Source organism: Xanthomonas sp. NCPPB 3959, assembly GCF_056675575.1.
In genome coordinates this window covers 224,489-240,893 of sequence record NZ_JBWWVR010000001.1, presented here as the reverse complement: position 1 = coordinate 240,893, position 16,405 = coordinate 224,489, and the positions used below count along the sequence as shown (strand labels likewise).

The following is a 16,405-nucleotide window of genomic DNA, read 5'->3' as shown; positions in this document are numbered from 1 at the left end:
ACCCGCACCGGCACGCCATCGGCGCGCCGAACGGCGGATTTAGACTGCTTCTTCCTGCGGCTTGGCCTGCTTGGAACGGCCACCCTTGCTGCCGATACGCGACATATGATCGCGATCGCGGCTGACTGCCTGGCCACCCTTGCGACCCGCTTCACGTGCTTCGTCGCTGGTGAATTCATGTGCATTGCCGCTGGCGTGGGCAGCTTTTCCACCGCTGCTGGCCAACACGCGGCGCTTTTCAGGATCCAATGCGGCAAAGCCGCGCCGGCTACGAGTAACGTTCTGTCCGTCTTCCACTGTGCCTCCTCTCGATGCTTCGTTGGTACGCCATTGGGTAATGGGGCCAACGCAACAATCGTGCCAACCCGCAAACGCAGGCCACACGGTGCACGTACATGGGGTGTCGGAAAAAACGGCTGCGCTCGCTGTGCAAATCTTGCACTCCTGTCAGCAGGACGTGCCTGCCGATTGCGGTGATGCGTGGGTAGCGCTACCAGTGCTGGCCTGCAATGGGCGATCTTCCAGCAACGCGGCAACGTGCGCGGCGATGCTCAGGCAGCAGGTCAAGCCCGGCGATTCGATGCCGAACAGATTCACCAGCCCGGCGATGCCGTGCAGGCCTGGCCCATCGATGCGGAAATCGGCGGCCGCCTCACCGGGCCCGCTGATCTTCGGCCGTACGCCGCAATAGCCAGGCTGCAATGCGCCCTCCGGCAAGCCAGGCCAGTAACGCCGTATCGCCGCAACGAAGCCGTCTGCCCGCGTTGGCTCGCAGTGGTAATCGGGCGCACTTACCCACTCCACATCAGGGCCGAAGCGTGCACGCCCCTGCAAGTCCAGGGTGAGATGCACGCCCAGGCCGCCAGGTTCGGGCAGCGGATAGATCAATTGACCAAACGGTGAGCGGCCGGCCAACGTGAAGTAGCTGCCCTTGGCGAAGTAGGCCCGCACCTGTGCACGTGCGGGCAAACCATCGGTGCGGGCAGCCAGGGGTGGCGCGCCATGGCCGGCCGCATTCACCAGCCAGTTGCAGGTGAGCGACACCGGCGCATGGCCGTCACCTGCAATCGAAAGACGGAATCCCGCTGCACTTGGCTCGACGTGTTCCACCCTCGTGCGCAGCGCCACGGTGGCGCCGTGCGCTTCTGCATCGCCCTGCAATGCCAGCATCAATGCATGGCTGTCGATGATGCCGGTGGCGGTGGACTCCAGAGCGGCAACGCAACGCAGCTGCGGCGCGCGCTCCCGCACCTGCGCCTGACTGAGCGGCACAACACCGTGCGCCCCACTGGTCACCGCGTTGTGATGCAGCCGGTCGAGTTGTTCGCGTTGCGCGTGATCGCACGCAATGATCAATTTGCCGCAACGCCGATACGGCACGTGACGTTGCTCGCAATAGGCATACAACACGGTATTGCCGCTGACGCACAACTGCGCCTTCAACGACTCGGCCGGGTAGTAGAGACCTGCGTGGATCACCTCACTATTGCGCGCACTGCTGCCAGTGCCGATCGCGGCCTGCGCTTCCAGTACCAACACTGCATGCCCCTGCAGCGCGAGGTGACGCGCAATCGCCAGCCCCACCACGCCTGCGCCCACCACCACACATTCAACGTCGTGCATGTTCGGCCTCAAACCATCGGCAACTCAGCGGGCCTACACCATAGCGCACAGGATTGTCGCGACCGGTATCACTCTTTTCTCACTATCTGCTCTTATATTTAGGTCGGGTTATGTTGAACCGCACAGTGATGCGAGGCGACGAACGTTTTCCTGGCCTTGGTCTGAGGCGTGCGTTGTTTTACCCACCCGAGTAAAAGCAGTCGCGGCCGGTTGGCAGGTGCGATCACCGAAGGAGTATCGATGGACGCAACGCGCTCGGTCCTGCTGGCCTCCAATTACCAGGCCTGGCCAGAGGCCTTCAACGGGCAGGCCTATGCCTTGCTCAATGTCATCGGCAGCCTGGAACATGCAGATCTGCTGTGCCCGCCCGCAGCGGAGTACACCAGCGGGCGCGGGGTCAATCCGGGTGTGTCGTATCTGCTCAACGAACTGAAGCATCGCGGCGCCTCTGCACTGCATCGGTTGAGCGGGCGGCCTGCCCTCTCCAATGCACAGCCACGCAACGTCGAGCAGGACTACGACCTGTTTTTCTACGTGTGCCAGTTCCCCAGAGAGCTGAGCGCGCTCGGACGCATGGACGGCTGGCGCAAGCGCTGCCGCACGCGTGTGGTGTACCTGCTGGAAACCTGGCCTGAGCTGCTGGAATCGCAAAAGACCGAATTGAAACTGCTCGATCAGTTCGATCATGTCTTCGTGCTCAATGCCAGCTGCGTGGATGCGCTGCGTGGCTACACCAGCACACCGGTGTCGTTTCTGGCCAGCGCGTGCGACACCTTGTTGGCAACCCCACTGCCGCGTGCGCCACAGCGCTGCATCGATGTGGTCAGCATTGGCCGGCGCGTGCCGCAGGTGCATGCGCAATTGCTGGCGCATGCACAGGCCAACCCAGGATTTTTCTATCTGCACGACGTGCTACGCGGCGGTGCGGTGCAGGACTGGGCTGCGCACCGCCTGCAATCGAGCGCCATGATCAAGCGCGCCAAGTTCTTCATGGCCCACGACTTCACTGTCGACACGGCAGGCTTCTTCAAGGGCGTGAAAAAACAGGCCTTGGCCACGCGCTATTTCGAAGGTGCCGCAGGCGGCGCGATCGTGCTGGGTTCTGCGCAGGGCTGCCCCGAATTCCGGCAGTTCTTCGATTGGGACGATGCGGTCATCGATCTGCCATCAGACGTCCGCGACATCGGCCAGTTTCTGCACGATCTGGAACAGCAGAGCGAGCGGCTGGATCGCGCACGCCTGCACAACACCGTGCAATCGCTACGCCGGCACGACTGGGCGCACCGGTGGGCGCAGATTCTGCAGACGCTGCAGCTGCCTCGCCCGGCGTTGATGGCTGAGCGTTTTTCCATGCTCGACAACCTGGCGGCCATGGCCGAACACGCTGCCTGCTCCCCGGCACCCGTGCTGAGCATGACCGCATAACGTTGCATCGCAGTGCTCCGGCATCACGCAAAGCTCCAGCCCCAAAGGACGTATCAATGAAAGCAGTCATTCTGGCTGGCGGACTGGGAACGCGCATTTCCGAAGAAACCGCCATACGCCCCAAGCCCATGGTGGAAATCGGCGGCAAACCGATCCTGTGGCACATCATGAAAATCTACGCGCACCACGGCATCCAGGATTTCGTCGTGTGTTTGGGGTACCGCGGCGAAGTGATCAAGGATTTTTTCATGAACTATCACATGCGCGAATCGGATGTGACCTGCGACCTCGGCAGCAATACGACCACCTTGCATAACACCCGTGCCGAACCCTGGCGGGTGACGCTGGTGGACACCGGTGCGCAGACCATGACCGGCGGCCGGCTGCGCCGCGTGCGCGAGCATCTGCGTGGCGAATCGGCGTTTTGCATGACCTACGGCGATGGCGTGGCCGATGTGGATATCGGTGCAGCCATCGCGCTGCATCAACGCGAAGGCCGGCTTGCCACGGTCACTGCCGTGCAACCGCCCGGCCGCTTCGGCGCGCTGCGGGTGGAAGGCGAACATGTCACCGGCTTCCGCGAAAAACCGCTGGATGGCGACGGTTTGATCAACGGCGGTTTTTTCGTGCTGGACCCACGCGTGATCGATGTGATCGAAGACGATGCCACCGTGTGGGAAAACAGCCCGCTGGAAACGCTGGTCGACCGCGACGAGTTGAGCGTCTATCGCCACGACGGGTTCTGGCAGCCGATGGACACACTGCGCGACCGCAATCATCTCGAAACCCTCTGGTCGTCCAATCGCGCGCCGTGGCGCGTGTGGGAGTAACAGCATGCGCATTCTGATCACCGGCAACATGGGCTATATCGGGCCGGTAGTGGCCGCCCATTTGCGACAACGCTATCCGCAGGCCTGGTTGGTGGGGCTGGATCGCGGCTGGTTCGCGCATTGCCTGTCCGACCCGCGCCGCCTGCCGGAAGTGGTGCTGGACCAACAGTGGTTCGGCGATGTGCGCGACCTCACCGCGCAGCAACTGCAGGGTTTCGACGCGGTGGTGCACCTGGCGGCGATCTCCAACGATGCGATGGGCAAGCGCTTCGAGCTGGTCACCGACGCGATCAACTGCAAGGCGAGCGTTGCCGTGGCACATGCCGCCGCACAGGCCGGCGTGCGCCACTTCGTGTTCGCCTCCAGCTGCAGCGTGTATGGGGCAGCCGCCGATGGCACGCCGCGCTCGGAAACCAGCGCCATCGCCCCGCTGACCGCGTATGCGCATTCCAAGATCGATACCGAACGTGCGCTTGCGCAGCTGGACACCGACATGGTGATCACCTGCCTGCGTTTTGCCACTGCCTGCGGCGCCTCGCCACGCCTGCGGCTGGACCTGGTGCTCAACGATTTCGTCGCCAGCGCCGTGGCCAACGGCACCGTAGAGGTACTGTCGGATGGCTCGCCGTGGCGACCGTTGATCCATGTGCGCGATATGGCGCGCGCCATCGACTGGGCATTGAGCCGCACACCGCTGGCCGGTGGGCAGTTTCTGTTCGTCAATGCCGGCTCGGCACGCTGGAATGTACAGGTACGCGATTTGGCGCATGCGGTCGGTGTGGCGATTCCCAGCGCGAAGGTGTCGATCTCCAGCAACGCGCCGGCCGACAGCCGCTCGTATCGTGTGGATTTTTCCCTGTTCGAACGGCTAGCCCCCGAGCATCAACCGCAGGAAACCCTGCGCTCCACCATCACCGAACTCCGCGACGATCTGCAGCGCGCCGGCTTCACCGATGGCGACTTCCGCCAGAGCTCGGACTTCATCCGGCTGCGCATCCTGCAGCAGTTGGTCGATGCCGGCATCCTCGCAGCGGATCTGAGGGTGGCTGCATGATCTTTCACCCTACTCCGCTGGCAGGCGCGTTTGTGATCGAGCCGCAGCAACGCGGCGATGCGCGCGGTTGGTTTGCAAGGGTGTTTTGCACACAGGAAATGGCGCAGGCCGGCCTGGTCGATCAGTTCGTGCAGGTCAACAACTCGTTCAACGCGCAGGCCGGCACCTTGCGCGGCATGCACTACCAATTGCCGCCTGCCGCCGAGGTCAAGATCGTGCGCTGCATTCGCGGTGGGCTATGGGATGCGATCGTGGATCTGCGCCCGGATTCGCGCACCTACCTGCAGTGGTACGGCACCGAATTGACTGCGGACAATCGTCTGGCGCTGTATGTGCCGCGCGGCTTTGCACATGGCTTCATCACCTTGCAGCCGCAGACCGAAGCCTTCTACTTCGCCAGTGCGATGTACACGCCGCAGGCCGAGCGCGGCTTGCGCTGGAACGATCCACGTCTGGGCCTGCAGTGGCCGCTCGAGCCGCAGCTGGTGTCCGACAAGGATGCCGCCTGGCCAGACTTCAACGAACACCAGCACGGCATTGCGCAGCTTGCCGGGCTTACCCAGAAGGAGCGCGCATGAATATCGATCGTCTCTTGCAGGCACGCGCCGACGCAGGTCGCCCATTGCGGGTTGGCCTGTACGGGGCAGGCTTCATGGCACGCGGCATCGTCAACCAGATCGCGCACTCGGTGCCGGGCATGCGGGTGTCGGTGATCTGCAACCGCAGCGTGGACAAGGCGCTGGAGGCGTATCGCCAGGCCGGCCAGCATGCTCGTGTGGTCGATGGCGCCACCGAATTGAAGCGCCAGATCGCTGCCGGCATTCCTGCAGTGACCGATGACCCTGCATTGGTCTACGAATGCGACGCACTGGATTGCCTGATCGATGCCACCGGCGCCATCGAGTACGGCGCGCACATCAGCCTGGGCGCCATCGCCCATGGCCGCCACATGGTCACGATGAACGCCGAGCTCGACGGTACCGTCGGCCCGCTGCTCAAGCGCAAGGCCGATGCGGCCGGAGTGATCTTCAGCGCCTGCGATGGCGACCAGCCCGGCGTGCAGATGAACCTGTATCGGTTCGTGCGCTCGATCGGTTTGACGCCGCTGCTGTGCGGCAATATCAAAGGCTTGCAGGACCCGTATCGCACACCGGCGACACAAGCCGGTTTCGCCGCGAAGTGGGGCCAGGACCCGCATATGGTCACCAGTTTTGCCGATGGCACCAAGATCAGCTTTGAACAGGCGATCGTGGCCAACGGCACCGGCATGTCGATCCTGCAGCGCGGCATGACCGGCTATGAGCATCGCGGGCATGTGGACGCATTGACCACGCGCTACGACATCGAGGCGTTACGTGCAGTGGGCGGCGCGGTGGATTACGTGGTGGGCGCCCTGCCCTCGCCCGGCGTGTTCGTGCTGGCCAGTCACGACGATGCCAAACAGCAGCACTACCTCAATCTCTACAAGCTCGGCGAAGGCCCGCTGTACAGCTTCTACACGCCGTATCACCTTTGCCATTTCGAGGTGCCGTTGTCGGTGGCGCGCGTGGTGCTGCTCGGCGATGCGGTGCTGCAACCATTGGGTGCGCCGCTGGTGGAAGTGATCGCCACCGCCAAACGCGACCTGGCCACCGGCGAAACCATCGACGGGCTCGGCGGCTACATGAGCTACGGCCAATGCGAGCGCGCCGATAGCACCGCAAACGCACGGCTGCTGCCGATGGGCGTGGCCGAAGGCTGCGTGCTGCGGCATGCGGTGGCCAAGGACCAGGTGCTGACCTACGACGACGTGCAGTTGCCGGCCAACCGCCTGATCGACCGGCTACGTGCGGAACAGGCCAGCGTCTTTGCCGACGCTGCGGAAATGGCTGCCTGAGCGCAGAGACATCGGCCTGCGTCCGCGTGCCGATATCGCAGCCGATGGCAGCGCTGCCTGCCCGTCCCACCATCCGCATCCTGCAGGCCGGGCGTGCGCTGGCCGCGATGATGGTGGTACTCAGCCACAGCGTCCTGCCCACCACGCACCTGGTGCAGCCGTTACCCGCATGGCTGGCTGCGGCATTGGCGCATGGCTATCTGGGCGTGGATTTTTTCTTCGTGCTGTCGGGCTTCATCATCTACTACGTCAACCACGCCAGCGCGGGCACGCTAGGCTGGAGCCGCGACTATGCCGGCAGCCGCATCAGCCGCATCTATCTGCCGTATTGGCCGGTGGGGGTTGTGTTGGCGCTGGCGTACACGCTGCGGCCCAGCCTGGATGATGGCGACATGGGTTGGTCGTGGTTTGCCACGCTGACCCTGCTGCCGGTCGATGGAGCCTCCGCCCTGGGCGTGGCGTGGACGCTGAGTTACGAGCTGATGTTCTACGCGCTGGCGTGGTTGTTCTTTCGCAGCGGGCATCCGTTGCGCTGCGCGGCACTCTGGGCGAGCGTGACGTTGCTTTACGCGGCAGTTGGCGCACCGTTTGCACAGCCGGTCGATCTGTCCTGGCGTGCACTGCTGCTGCATCCCATCACCCTGGAATTCGTCTTCGGCATGCTGGCCGCGCGCGCGGTGCTGAGCACTGCACCATGGACTGTCTGGGTCAGCAGTGCTGTCGCGGTCGTCGCGTTGATGTGCTTCGTGCTCGATGGCATGCAACGCGTGCATTCGCCGCTGCTCGGCCTGGCGATCGCCGGCGTATTGGTCGGCCTGGTGCGGGCCGAATGGCGCGGCTGGCTGCGCATCGGCCCGACCCTGCTGTTGCTCGGCAATGCGTCGTACGCCATCTACCTGGTGCATATGCCGCTGATGTCGCTGGTGGCGCGCACCACACGCCGACTCGGGCCGCTGGCCACCTGGCCGGTGAACCTGCTGCTCAGCGTGAGCGCTGCGCTACTGCTCGGCGTGGTCTATCACCTGTGTTGCGAGCGCATCGCATTGCGGCATGCGCGTCGCCTGTTGGCACGTCGCGTTGTGCAGTGAGCATCTTTTTCGCGATGAAGCGGCGCACACAACGTTGCAGACCCCCGTTTTGAAATCGCGCTCAGCCCACCGCCTGCTCCAACATCACGCCGAAACGATCGTCGCACTGCGCTGCCGCCTCGGATAACGCAGTGCCCACCAGCAGCAATGTCGGCAAACCCGGCAGCAGTGCCGCAGCGGTGCTTCCAAGCTCGCCCAATGTGGTGAGCCGGCGTTGCTGCTCGGGACGTGTGGCGGCCTGCACGATCGCGGCCGGCGTGCTTGCGGGCAGATGCGCGAGCAAGGCACTGGCCAATGCATCGGCGCGCCGCAGCCCCATGTAGATCCCCAGCGTCGTGCCGCTGGCAGCAAGTGCGCCCCAATTCGGCTCGCCGTGATCGTGCGTATGCGCGGTGACGAAGGTGATGCCGTGGCAATGGCTGCGGTGGGTCAACGACACTTCCAGCGCGGAGGCGGCGGCGAATGCGGCACTGACGCCGTTGATGATCTGCACACCCACCCCGGCGCGGCGCAGGAAGCTGATTTCCTCCCCTGCTCGACCGAACAGGAGTGCATCGCCACCTTTGACGCGCACCACGCGCAAGCCCTGCAAGGCGTAGCGCCGCATCAGCCGGCAGATGAAGTCTTGCGGCGTCGATCTACAACCACCGCGCTTGCCGACCCGGATCACCCGCGCCTGCGGTGCGAGTTCGACGATGTCCGGGTTGGCCAGATCGTCCAGCAACACCACTTGCGCGGCAGCAAGCGCCTTGACCGCCTTGATCGTGAGCAGTTCCAGATCGCCGGGGCCGGCAGACAACAACACCACATCGCGCGCGCAGGAAACAATGACGGACATGAGAGATCTCGCAGTGTGTGAAGGTAAGGACGTGCGCTCAGGCGAGCCGTGGTTGCCGGCATAGCCGGGTGAGTTGCGGAACGCAGGAACCGCAGACGCTGCCGCAGCCCAGGCGTTGTTTGAGCTGATCCAGATCGGCGCCGTCGTCGATGGCGGCATGAATCGCAGACGTCGACACCTGCATGCAGGTGCACACGATCGGGTCGCTAGGCGCGCGTTGCGTCTGCGCAAACACTGCCAGTCGCGGACCACGCCACGCGTTGCCTGCCAATGCGGTGGCAAGCAAGGCGTGATTGGCCTCGCTGGGCTGCGCGGCAGTGAGCAGCAAGCCATCGATATGGCTGTGACCGTCCTGCATGCGCCAGCCAACGCGGCGCATCAGGCCGCGGCGCAGGTCGCGGTATTCCAGTACGTCCGCGCCGGACGGCAGCTGCAAGGCGGCGACCAGGCGATCGATCCATTGCGCCTCCGGTGCGCGTTCGCAGGCGGCATGCAACACCGCCCAGTTCCCGCCCGCCTCCGCCAGCGGCTCGGCATGCAGCCGCAGCGATGCATAGCCGCAGTCGCGCAACAGCGGCTGCAGCGTCTGTTGCAAGGCCAACGCATTACCGCGCCGGGCCGCGAGCAGATGCCAGCCGAACACGGCCTTCTCCACGCGCACCGCTGCGTGCTTGAGCTCGGGCTGCTGCGAGCGCGCATCCACCGCCGGGCTGCTCACTTCATTGATGCCGCCACTGGACAGGCTCTGCCCACTCCAATGCATCGCGGCGAACACGGTGCCCGAGCGCAGTTCGTCTGAGAGTTCCAGCGGCAGCACCAGCGCGCCGCGCTTGCTCGCAATCTGCACCAGTTCGCCCGCGACCAGACCGCGTCGCGTCGCGTCGTCCGGATGCATGCGCAACGCCGGTTCCGGGCTATGCGCAAACGCCGCAGGCACACGCCCACTGCGCGACATGCCGTGCCACTGATCGCGCAGGCGGCCGGTCAGCAGCCGCATCGGAAACCGCGCCGAGGTCGGCTCGGCAACCTTGCGATACGGCGTGGCGTGGAAGCGCGCGCGTCCGTTGCTGGTGGCGAACACGCCATCGGTATAGCGCCGCACCTGCCCGTGCGAGGCACCGGCAGGAAACGGCCATTGCTGCGGCCCGCAATCCAGCATCGCGTAATCCAGCCCGCCGATATCCAGATCGCGGCCCACCGTCAGCGCACGATGCTCGTCGAAGATCTGCGCGGTGCTGTCGGACGCAAACAAGCCTGCGCCGCTGGCAGGTGCAAGACGCGCTTCGAGCCGGCGTGCCACTTCGCGCGCGATCCACCAGTCCGCACGTGCCTGGCCCGGCGCCTCCACCGCCTTGCGCACGCGGGTGATGCGGCGCTCGGAGTTGGTCACGGTGCCGTCCTTCTCGCCCCAGCTGGCCGCCGGCAGCAGCACATCGGCATAGGGCACGGTGTCGGTGCCGGAAAACGCGTCCTGCACGATCACCAGCTCGGCCTGTTCCAGTGCGGCGCGGATGCCCTCCACCTCCGGCATCGAATGCACGGGGTTGGTGCACACGATCCACACTGCCTTCAACGTGCCGGCACGCAGGCGCTCGAACAACTGCACCGCGGGCGTGCCTGCAGTGGCGCTCAGACGGCCGGCAGGCAAGTTCCACAGGCGTTCCAGTTCCGCACGGTCGTCGGCATTGCCGATCTCGCGATGCGCCGCCAGCATCGTCGCCATGCCGCCGACCTCGCGCCCACCCATTGCATTGGGTTGGCCGGTCAGCGAAAACGGTCCGGCGCCAGGCTTGCCGATCTGCCCCGTCGCCAGATGCAGGTTGATCAAGGCCAGATTCTTGTCGGTGCCATGCGCGGATTGATTCAAGCCCATGCAATACAGCGACAACGCCGCCGGACTGCGCCCGAACCACTCGGCCGCCTGCACCAGGTCCTCATGCGAGATCCCGCAGATCTCGGCGCTCATGCGCGGGGTGTATTCGCGCAGCATGTGCTTGAGGGCGTCGAAATCCTCGGTATGCGCCGCAACGAAACGCGCATCCACCAGACCCTCCCAGATCAGGTGATGCAGCATGCCGTTGAACAGTGCGACGTCGGTTCCGGGCTCGATCGCCAGGTGCAGGTCGGCCATGGCCGCGGTGTCGGTGCGACGCGGATCGATCACGATCCAGCGAATTTCGGGATTGCGTGCGCGCGCCTCTTCCAACCGGCGAAACAGCACCGGATGCGCATACGCCATGTTGCTGCCGGCAAACAGCACCGTCTGGGCCAGCTCCAGATCTTCGTAACAGGTCGGCGGGCCGTCGGCGCCCAGGGCGAGCTTGTAGCCGGTGACCGCGCTGGACATGCACAGGCGCGAATTGGTGTCGATATTGTTGGTGCCGAGCAAGCCCTTGGCGAGCTTGTTGAAGACGTAATAGTCCTCGGTCAATAACTGCCCGGAGAGATAGAACGCCACCGCATCCGGGCCATGCTCCTCGATGATCGCCGCCAGCTTGTTGGTGACGTGGCTCAACGCCTGATCCCAGCTCACCGCCGCACGCGGTGCCTGCCGATGACGACGCAGCTTGGGTTCAAGCACGCGCCCCTGCGTACTGGCAACCGTCTGCGGCAACGCCAGGCCCTTGCTGCACAAGCGCCCGTGATTGGCCGGATGCAACGGGTCGCCTTCGATCCCGACGATGCGCTCACCATTGGTGTCGTGCTCGCTGTGGATCAGTACCCCGCAGCCAACGCCGCAGTAGCAGCAGGTCGAACGTGTGATGCGATGCATCGGCGAGGACATGTGCGGCTGCATCGCCTCGCCGCTTGATGCGGGCTGCAGACCTTCGCTCATGCGGCTGGCTCGGCGATTGCGTCGGGTTGCGACACCGGCTGCAACACGATCCACACCGCGTCGGCTTCCACCTTGACCGGGTAACGCGGCGCGCAGCCCACATCCGGTGCGCAGGCCTGGCCGCTCTGCAAGGCAATCGCCCACCCATGCAACGGGCAAGTCACGGTTTCGCCGGCCACGATGCCCTGCGACAACGGCCCGCCCTTATGCGGGCAACGGTCGCGCAGCGCGAACACCTGATCGCTGGCAGTGCGGAACAAGGCAATCGGCGGAATGCCGTCAATATCGAGTACGCGCGCGCCCAATGCAGGCAGCTCCTGCAATGCACACACGCGGATCCACGCGCTTTGCTGCATGCTCATTCCTCCACCGTTACAGCTGGCGCAGCGATGCGCAGCGGTTGGTATTCCTGCCGGCGTTCGCCCGCGATGCGCGCCTTCCACGGGTCGACCAGGCCTTCCAGCGAATACAGCAGCCGCTCGTACAGCGCACGTCGGTTGGCCGCGTCATCGACCACTTGTGCACGGATGTAATCCAGCCCCACGCGTGCGATGTAGTGCACGGTGCGATCCAGGTAGTAGGCTTGCTCGCGATACAGCTGCAAGAACGCACCGGTGTACTCACGCACTTCGTCGGCGGTAGTCACCTTGACCAGGAAACGGGCGACCTCGGTCTTGATCCCGCCATTGCCGCCGATATGCAGCTCCCAGCCCGAATCCACCGCAATGATGCCCACATCCTTGATGCCGGATTCGGCGCAGTTGCGCGGGCAACCGGACACCGCCAGCTTCACCTTGTGCGGGCTCCACATATTGGCCAGCATGGTTTCCAGATCGATGCCCATCTGCGTGCTGTTCTGGGTGCCGAAGCGGCAGAACTCGCTGCCCACGCAGGTCTTCACCGTGCGGATCGACTTGCCGTAGGCATGCCCGGACTGCATGCCCAGATCACGCCACACATCCACCAGATCCTCTTTCTTGACCCCGAGCAGATCGATGCGTTGGCCGCCGGTCACCTTGACCATCGGCACCGCATATTTGTCGGCCACATCGGCAATGCGGCGCAGCTCGCTGGCATTGGTCACCCCGCCCTTCATCTGCGGAATCACCGAGAATGTGCCGTCTTTCTGAATGTTGGCGTGCGCACGCTCGTTGATGAAACGCGATTGCGGGTCGTCGATCGCCTCATGCGGCCAGGTCGACAACATGTAGTAGTTGATCGCCGGCCGGCAGGTGGCGCAACCGTTGGGCGTGCGCCATTCCATGAAGGCGTAGGCCTGCGCATGGGTCAGCAACTTGTGTTCGCGAATGGCGCGCCGCACTTCGCCATGGCTCAGGTCCGTACATGCGCAAACCGCCTTGGTTTTCGGGGTTTCCTGGAAGTTGGAACCCAGGCAGTTCATCAGGATCTGCTCGACCAGCCCGGTACACGACCCGCACGAACTCGCCGCCTTGGTGTTCTTCTTGACGTCGTCGACGGTGAACAGGCCTTGCTCGCTGATCGCTTTCACGATCGTGCCCTTGCACACGCCATTGCAGCCGCAGACCTCGTCGCTATCAGCCATCGCACTCGCACGGTCCTGCCCGCCGGTGCCGGCATCGCCCAACGCGCTTTCGCCGAAGATCAATTGATCGCGCTGCGCCTGGATCGGCGTGCCGTCCTTGAGCAACTTGAAATACCAGCCTCCATCGCTGGTGTCGCCATACAGGCATGCGCCGACCAGCACGTCGTCGCGGATCACCAGTTTCTTGTAGACCCCGCCAGCCGGGTCGGACAGCACGATCTCCTCGCAGCCATCGCCACCCATGAAATCGCCAGCCGAGAACAGATCGATGCCGGTGACCTTGAGCTTGGTCGAGGCCACCGAACCGCGATAGATGCCGATGCCGAACTGCGCCAGATGATTCGCGCACACCTTGGCCTGCTCGAACAACGGCGCCACCAGGCCGTACGCAATACCACGATGATTCGCGCACTCGCCCACCGCATACACACGCGGGTCGAAGCTCTGCAGACTGTCGTTGACCACGATGCCGCGCGAGCAATGGATGCCGGCTTCTTCGGCAAGCCGCGTGTTCGGGCGAATGCCCGCCGCCATCACCACCAGATCGGCCGGGATCTCGCTGCCATCGGCGAACTTCACGCCGATCACCTCGCCCTGCGCATTGCCCAGCAGCGCACTGGTCGCAGTACTCAGCTTGAACTCCAGTCCGCGTGCACGCAGCGCCTGCTGCAACAAACCACCAGCCACCGGGTCGAGCTGACGCTCCAGCAACCAACCGGCCAGGTGCACCACGGTCACGTCCATCCCGCGCACTTTCAGGCCATTGGCCGCTTCCAGACCGAGCAAACCGCCGCCGATCACCACCGCGTGCTGCTTGGTGCGCGCGGTAGCGATCATCGTGCGCGTGTCCTGGATATCGCGGTATCCGATCACACCCTTCAAGTCGTTACCGGGAATCGGCAACACGAACGGCACCGAACCGGTGGCGATCAACAAGCGGTCGTATTCGGCCTCGGTGCCATCGGCGGCAATCACGCGGCGACGTACCCGATCGATGCGCGTGACTTCCTTGTTCAAGTGCAGGTGGATGCCGTTGTCCTGGTACCACTGCAACGGATTGAGCACGATATCGTCGAACTCCTGCTCGCCGGCTAACACCGGCGACAACAGAATGCGGTTGTAGTTGGGATGCGGCTCGGCGCCGAACACGGTGATCTGGTACATGCCCGGCATCAGCTTGAGCAGTTCCTCCACGGTGCGGATGCCGGCCATGCCATTGCCGATGACGACGAGTCTGGGTTGCTTCATTGCCTGGATTCCTGTCGACATGTTCAGACGCGCGCCGCGCCAGCGGTGGTCCATTCGCTACGCCATTGCGTCTTGACCCCGGCCAGCAGCGCCCAACCACCGAGTGCGAAGGCCGCGAACAACCACATGCCGATCGCATAGCTGCCGGTGTGCTGCTTGAGCACGCCCAAGCCTGCAGCAAGCGCAAATCCGCCGATGCCGCCAGCCATGCCGATCAAGCCGGTCATCACCCCGATGTCCTGCGCAAACCGCTGCGGTACCAGTTGAAACACCGCACCATTGCCGGCGCCCAGGCACAGCAGGGTCAACACGAACAACGCCAGCGTCACCATCGCGCCGCCGGCACCGAAACCTGCGATGCCCACCAACGCGGCAACCAACAGATAGACCGTAAGCAAGGCACGCGTGCCGCCGACGCGGTCGGCAATCACGCCACCCAGCGGACGCATCACCGACCCCGCCAACACGCAGGCAGCCGTCGCCCACCCTGCAGTGCGCGCATCGAAGCCGAACTGATCGTGGAAGTAGCCAGGCAAGGCACTGGCAAACCCGGAAAACCCACCAAACGTCACCGAGTAGAAAATCATGAAGCGCCACGCATCGCGGTTGCCCACCAGCACGCGGCCATAGTCGGCCCAGCGCTTGCGCGCGACCGGCGCGGGTGCTTCTTTCGCGATCAAGACGAACACGATCAGCGTCAGCAGTAATGGAATGCACGCTAGCCCAAACACGTTCTGATAACCGAACGCCAACGCCAGCATCGGTGCGAACAATGCAGCCAGCACCGTACCCGAATTCCCCGCACCGGCGATGCCCATCGCGGTGCCCTGATGCTCGGGCGGATACCAGCGCGAGGCCAGCGGCAGCGCCACGGCGAACGAGGCGCCGGCAATGCCGAGCAACACGCCCAGCAACAACACCTGCCCCATGCTGTGCACGCCCAACTGCCATGCACCGAACAACGAGGCAATCACCGCAAGTTGTGCGACAACGCCAGCGCGCTTGGCACCGATGCGGTCGGCCAGCATGCCCAGCACCAGCCGCAACACTGCCCCACACAGAATCGGCACCGCCACCATCAAGGCGCGCTGCTGCGTATCCAGTCCGAGCGCTTGCGCGATCGGCACCTGCAGCGGACCAAGCAGATACCACACCATGAAGCTCAGGTCGAAATACAGAAAGGATGCGAACAAGGTGGGCGTGTGCCCGGATCGCCAGAACGAGCGCTGCATAGAGACCTCTTCGAATGCGATGGCCAAAAAAAAACGGCGCCCCTCCGGTAAAACCGGAAGGACGCCGTTGTCCTGGATGCGTGCGGATCGCCGTTGATCCACTGCATCGTGTTCGTGTTGTTGCAGGCACGCCGTTGCACCTGCACGTAATCACTACGCAATCAACGTGCCAACTTGCTCACCTGAGCATCACGGCAATACAAGTCATTGAAAAATAGTGGTTTGGATGCAGCGCATCCCACTTAACGACGGCCTGTCGACACGCCAGTGCAGCCCACCATTCCCGTCTTTCGTGCAGCAATGCACCAACAGCGTGCGTCGTGTACCACCTGCTCTGCCGATTGGCACGCCTGATAGCGCCGAACAAAACTCCTGCACGGCTGGTGCTCGGAAGCCTCATCTAGCACGCGTGCACACCGATCGAATGTCTAGGTCAAAAGCATAGTTAGTCGAGCGCGCGGTGCCCTCGCCGCTCGCGGGACACGCCGTGAATCCGTCCGTGGAGGCTCGGTGGCGGCATCCATGCCGCCACACGGTCCCGCAAGCGGCGAGGACACCGCACCAGAGAGTTTCCTGGCTGCTTTGTTAAAAGCCATGCAAACCGACCAACTCGACTGGTCCTTGCCCGCCCACCGTCGCGGGACCTTACGCGGCATGGATGCCGCGTAAGAGCCTACATGGACGTACTTGCGGCGTGTCCCGCGATGGTGGGCGGGCAAGGGCCCTCCAGCAAAGCCACAGATCGATAGCTCCACAACCAACTCAAGCGTCAAGCGTCAGGCGTCAGGCGT

Annotated in this window: 13 protein-coding genes; 6 read left to right on the top strand and 7 right to left on the bottom strand. The window is 64.1% G+C overall.

Annotated features, from left to right (window positions below; all coding sequences use genetic code 11):
• Positions 1–39 precede the first annotated feature (39 nt).
• Together AC1KVG_RS00980 and AC1KVG_RS00975 are read right to left on the bottom strand one after the other, a co-directional pair.
• Positions 40–297, bottom strand: a complete 258-nt coding sequence (locus AC1KVG_RS00980; protein ID WP_023904015.1) for a KGG domain-containing protein — start codon at positions 295–297, stop codon at positions 40–42.
• A gap of 150 nt (positions 298–447) precedes the next feature.
• The gene (locus AC1KVG_RS00975; protein ID WP_481093203.1) at positions 448–1,623 is read right to left on the bottom strand and encodes an NAD(P)/FAD-dependent oxidoreductase; all 1,176 of its coding nucleotides are present in this window, start codon (positions 1,621–1,623) and stop codon (positions 448–450) included.
• A 240-nt stretch (positions 1,624–1,863) separates the two neighbouring features.
• On the opposite strand from AC1KVG_RS00975, the gene AC1KVG_RS00970 reads away from it, so the two are divergent.
• From AC1KVG_RS00970 to AC1KVG_RS00945, 6 genes are read left to right on the top strand one after another with little or no spacing between them, the layout of a single operon-like run.
• Positions 1,864–3,048, top strand: coding sequence for a glycosyltransferase family protein (locus AC1KVG_RS00970; RefSeq protein WP_481093202.1), 1,185 nt, complete (start codon positions 1,864–1,866; stop codon positions 3,046–3,048).
• Between the two features lie 56 nt (positions 3,049–3,104).
• Positions 3,105–3,878 (top strand): glucose-1-phosphate cytidylyltransferase, encoded by a 774-nt coding sequence (gene rfbF, locus AC1KVG_RS00965; protein WP_006451332.1) that lies wholly within the window; start codon positions 3,105–3,107, stop codon positions 3,876–3,878.
• Positions 3,879–3,882: 4 nt separating this feature from the next.
• Positions 3,883–4,932, top strand: a complete 1,050-nt coding sequence (locus AC1KVG_RS00960) for an NAD-dependent epimerase/dehydratase family protein (protein ID WP_481093201.1) — start codon at positions 3,883–3,885, stop codon at positions 4,930–4,932.
• Positions 4,929–5,510 (top strand): dTDP-4-dehydrorhamnose 3,5-epimerase, encoded by a 582-nt coding sequence (rfbC, locus tag AC1KVG_RS00955; protein WP_104551943.1) that lies wholly within the window; start codon positions 4,929–4,931, stop codon positions 5,508–5,510. Before AC1KVG_RS00960 ends, rfbC begins: the two co-directional genes overlap by 4 nt.
• Positions 5,507–6,808, top strand: a complete 1,302-nt coding sequence (locus AC1KVG_RS00950; protein WP_481093200.1) for an NAD(P)H-dependent oxidoreductase — start codon at positions 5,507–5,509, stop codon at positions 6,806–6,808. The genes rfbC and AC1KVG_RS00950 overlap by 4 nt, the downstream gene beginning before the upstream one ends.
• Positions 6,809–6,852: 44 nt before the next feature.
• A complete protein-coding gene (locus AC1KVG_RS00945) occupies positions 6,853–7,896 on the top strand; it encodes an acyltransferase family protein (RefSeq protein ID WP_481093199.1) in 1,044 nt (347 codons plus the stop codon).
• 61 nt (positions 7,897–7,957) lie between these two features.
• Here the strand turns inward: AC1KVG_RS00945 and cobA are convergent, their stop codons facing one another.
• From cobA to AC1KVG_RS00920, 5 genes are all read right to left on the bottom strand, one after another.
• Positions 7,958–8,704 carry a uroporphyrinogen-III C-methyltransferase gene (gene cobA, locus AC1KVG_RS00940; RefSeq protein WP_481093445.1) on the bottom strand — a complete coding sequence of 249 codons (747 nt, stop codon included), beginning with the start codon at positions 8,702–8,704 and terminating at the stop codon, positions 7,958–7,960.
• 67 nt (positions 8,705–8,771) lie between these two features.
• The gene (locus AC1KVG_RS00935) at positions 8,772–11,570 is read right to left on the bottom strand and encodes a nitrate reductase (protein ID WP_481093198.1); all 2,799 of its coding nucleotides are present in this window, start codon (positions 11,568–11,570) and stop codon (positions 8,772–8,774) included.
• Positions 11,567–11,932, bottom strand: coding sequence for a nitrite reductase small subunit NirD (nirD, locus tag AC1KVG_RS00930; protein ID WP_481093197.1), 366 nt, complete (start codon positions 11,930–11,932; stop codon positions 11,567–11,569). The genes AC1KVG_RS00935 and nirD overlap by 4 nt, the downstream gene beginning before the upstream one ends.
• Positions 11,929–14,382 (bottom strand): nitrite reductase large subunit NirB, encoded by a 2,454-nt coding sequence (nirB, locus tag AC1KVG_RS00925; RefSeq protein ID WP_481093196.1) that lies wholly within the window; start codon positions 14,380–14,382, stop codon positions 11,929–11,931. The genes nirD and nirB overlap by 4 nt, the downstream gene beginning before the upstream one ends.
• 23 nt (positions 14,383–14,405) lie before the next feature.
• Positions 14,406–15,575, bottom strand: coding sequence for a nitrate/nitrite transporter (locus AC1KVG_RS00920; RefSeq protein WP_481093444.1), 1,170 nt, complete (start codon positions 15,573–15,575; stop codon positions 14,406–14,408).
• Positions 15,576–16,405 lie beyond the last annotated feature (830 nt).

Bases quoted from the DNA above. Each gene is read 5' to 3' on its own strand.
- AC1KVG_RS00950 (WP_481093200.1), top strand. From the start codon at position 5,507: ATGAATATCGATCGTCTCTTGCAGGCACGCGCCGACGCAGGTCGCCCA.
- nirD (WP_481093197.1), bottom strand. From the start codon at position 11,932: ATGAGCATGCAGCAAAGCGCGTGGATCCGCGTGTGTGCATTGCAGGAG.
- AC1KVG_RS00970 (WP_481093202.1), top strand. From the start codon at position 1,864: ATGGACGCAACGCGCTCGGTCCTGCTGGCCTCCAATTACCAGGCCTGG.
- AC1KVG_RS00935 (WP_481093198.1), bottom strand. From the start codon at position 11,570: ATGAGCGAAGGTCTGCAGCCCGCATCAAGCGGCGAGGCGATGCAGCCG.
- rfbF (WP_006451332.1), top strand. From the start codon at position 3,105: ATGAAAGCAGTCATTCTGGCTGGCGGACTGGGAACGCGCATTTCCGAA.
- rfbC (WP_104551943.1), top strand. From the start codon at position 4,929: ATGATCTTTCACCCTACTCCGCTGGCAGGCGCGTTTGTGATCGAGCCG.
- AC1KVG_RS00975 (WP_481093203.1), bottom strand. From the start codon at position 1,623: ATGCACGACGTTGAATGTGTGGTGGTGGGCGCAGGCGTGGTGGGGCTG.
- AC1KVG_RS00945 (WP_481093199.1), top strand. From the start codon at position 6,853: ATGGCAGCGCTGCCTGCCCGTCCCACCATCCGCATCCTGCAGGCCGGG.
- nirB (WP_481093196.1), bottom strand. From the start codon at position 14,382: ATGAAGCAACCCAGACTCGTCGTCATCGGCAATGGCATGGCCGGCATC.
- AC1KVG_RS00960 (WP_481093201.1), top strand. From the start codon at position 3,883: ATGCGCATTCTGATCACCGGCAACATGGGCTATATCGGGCCGGTAGTG.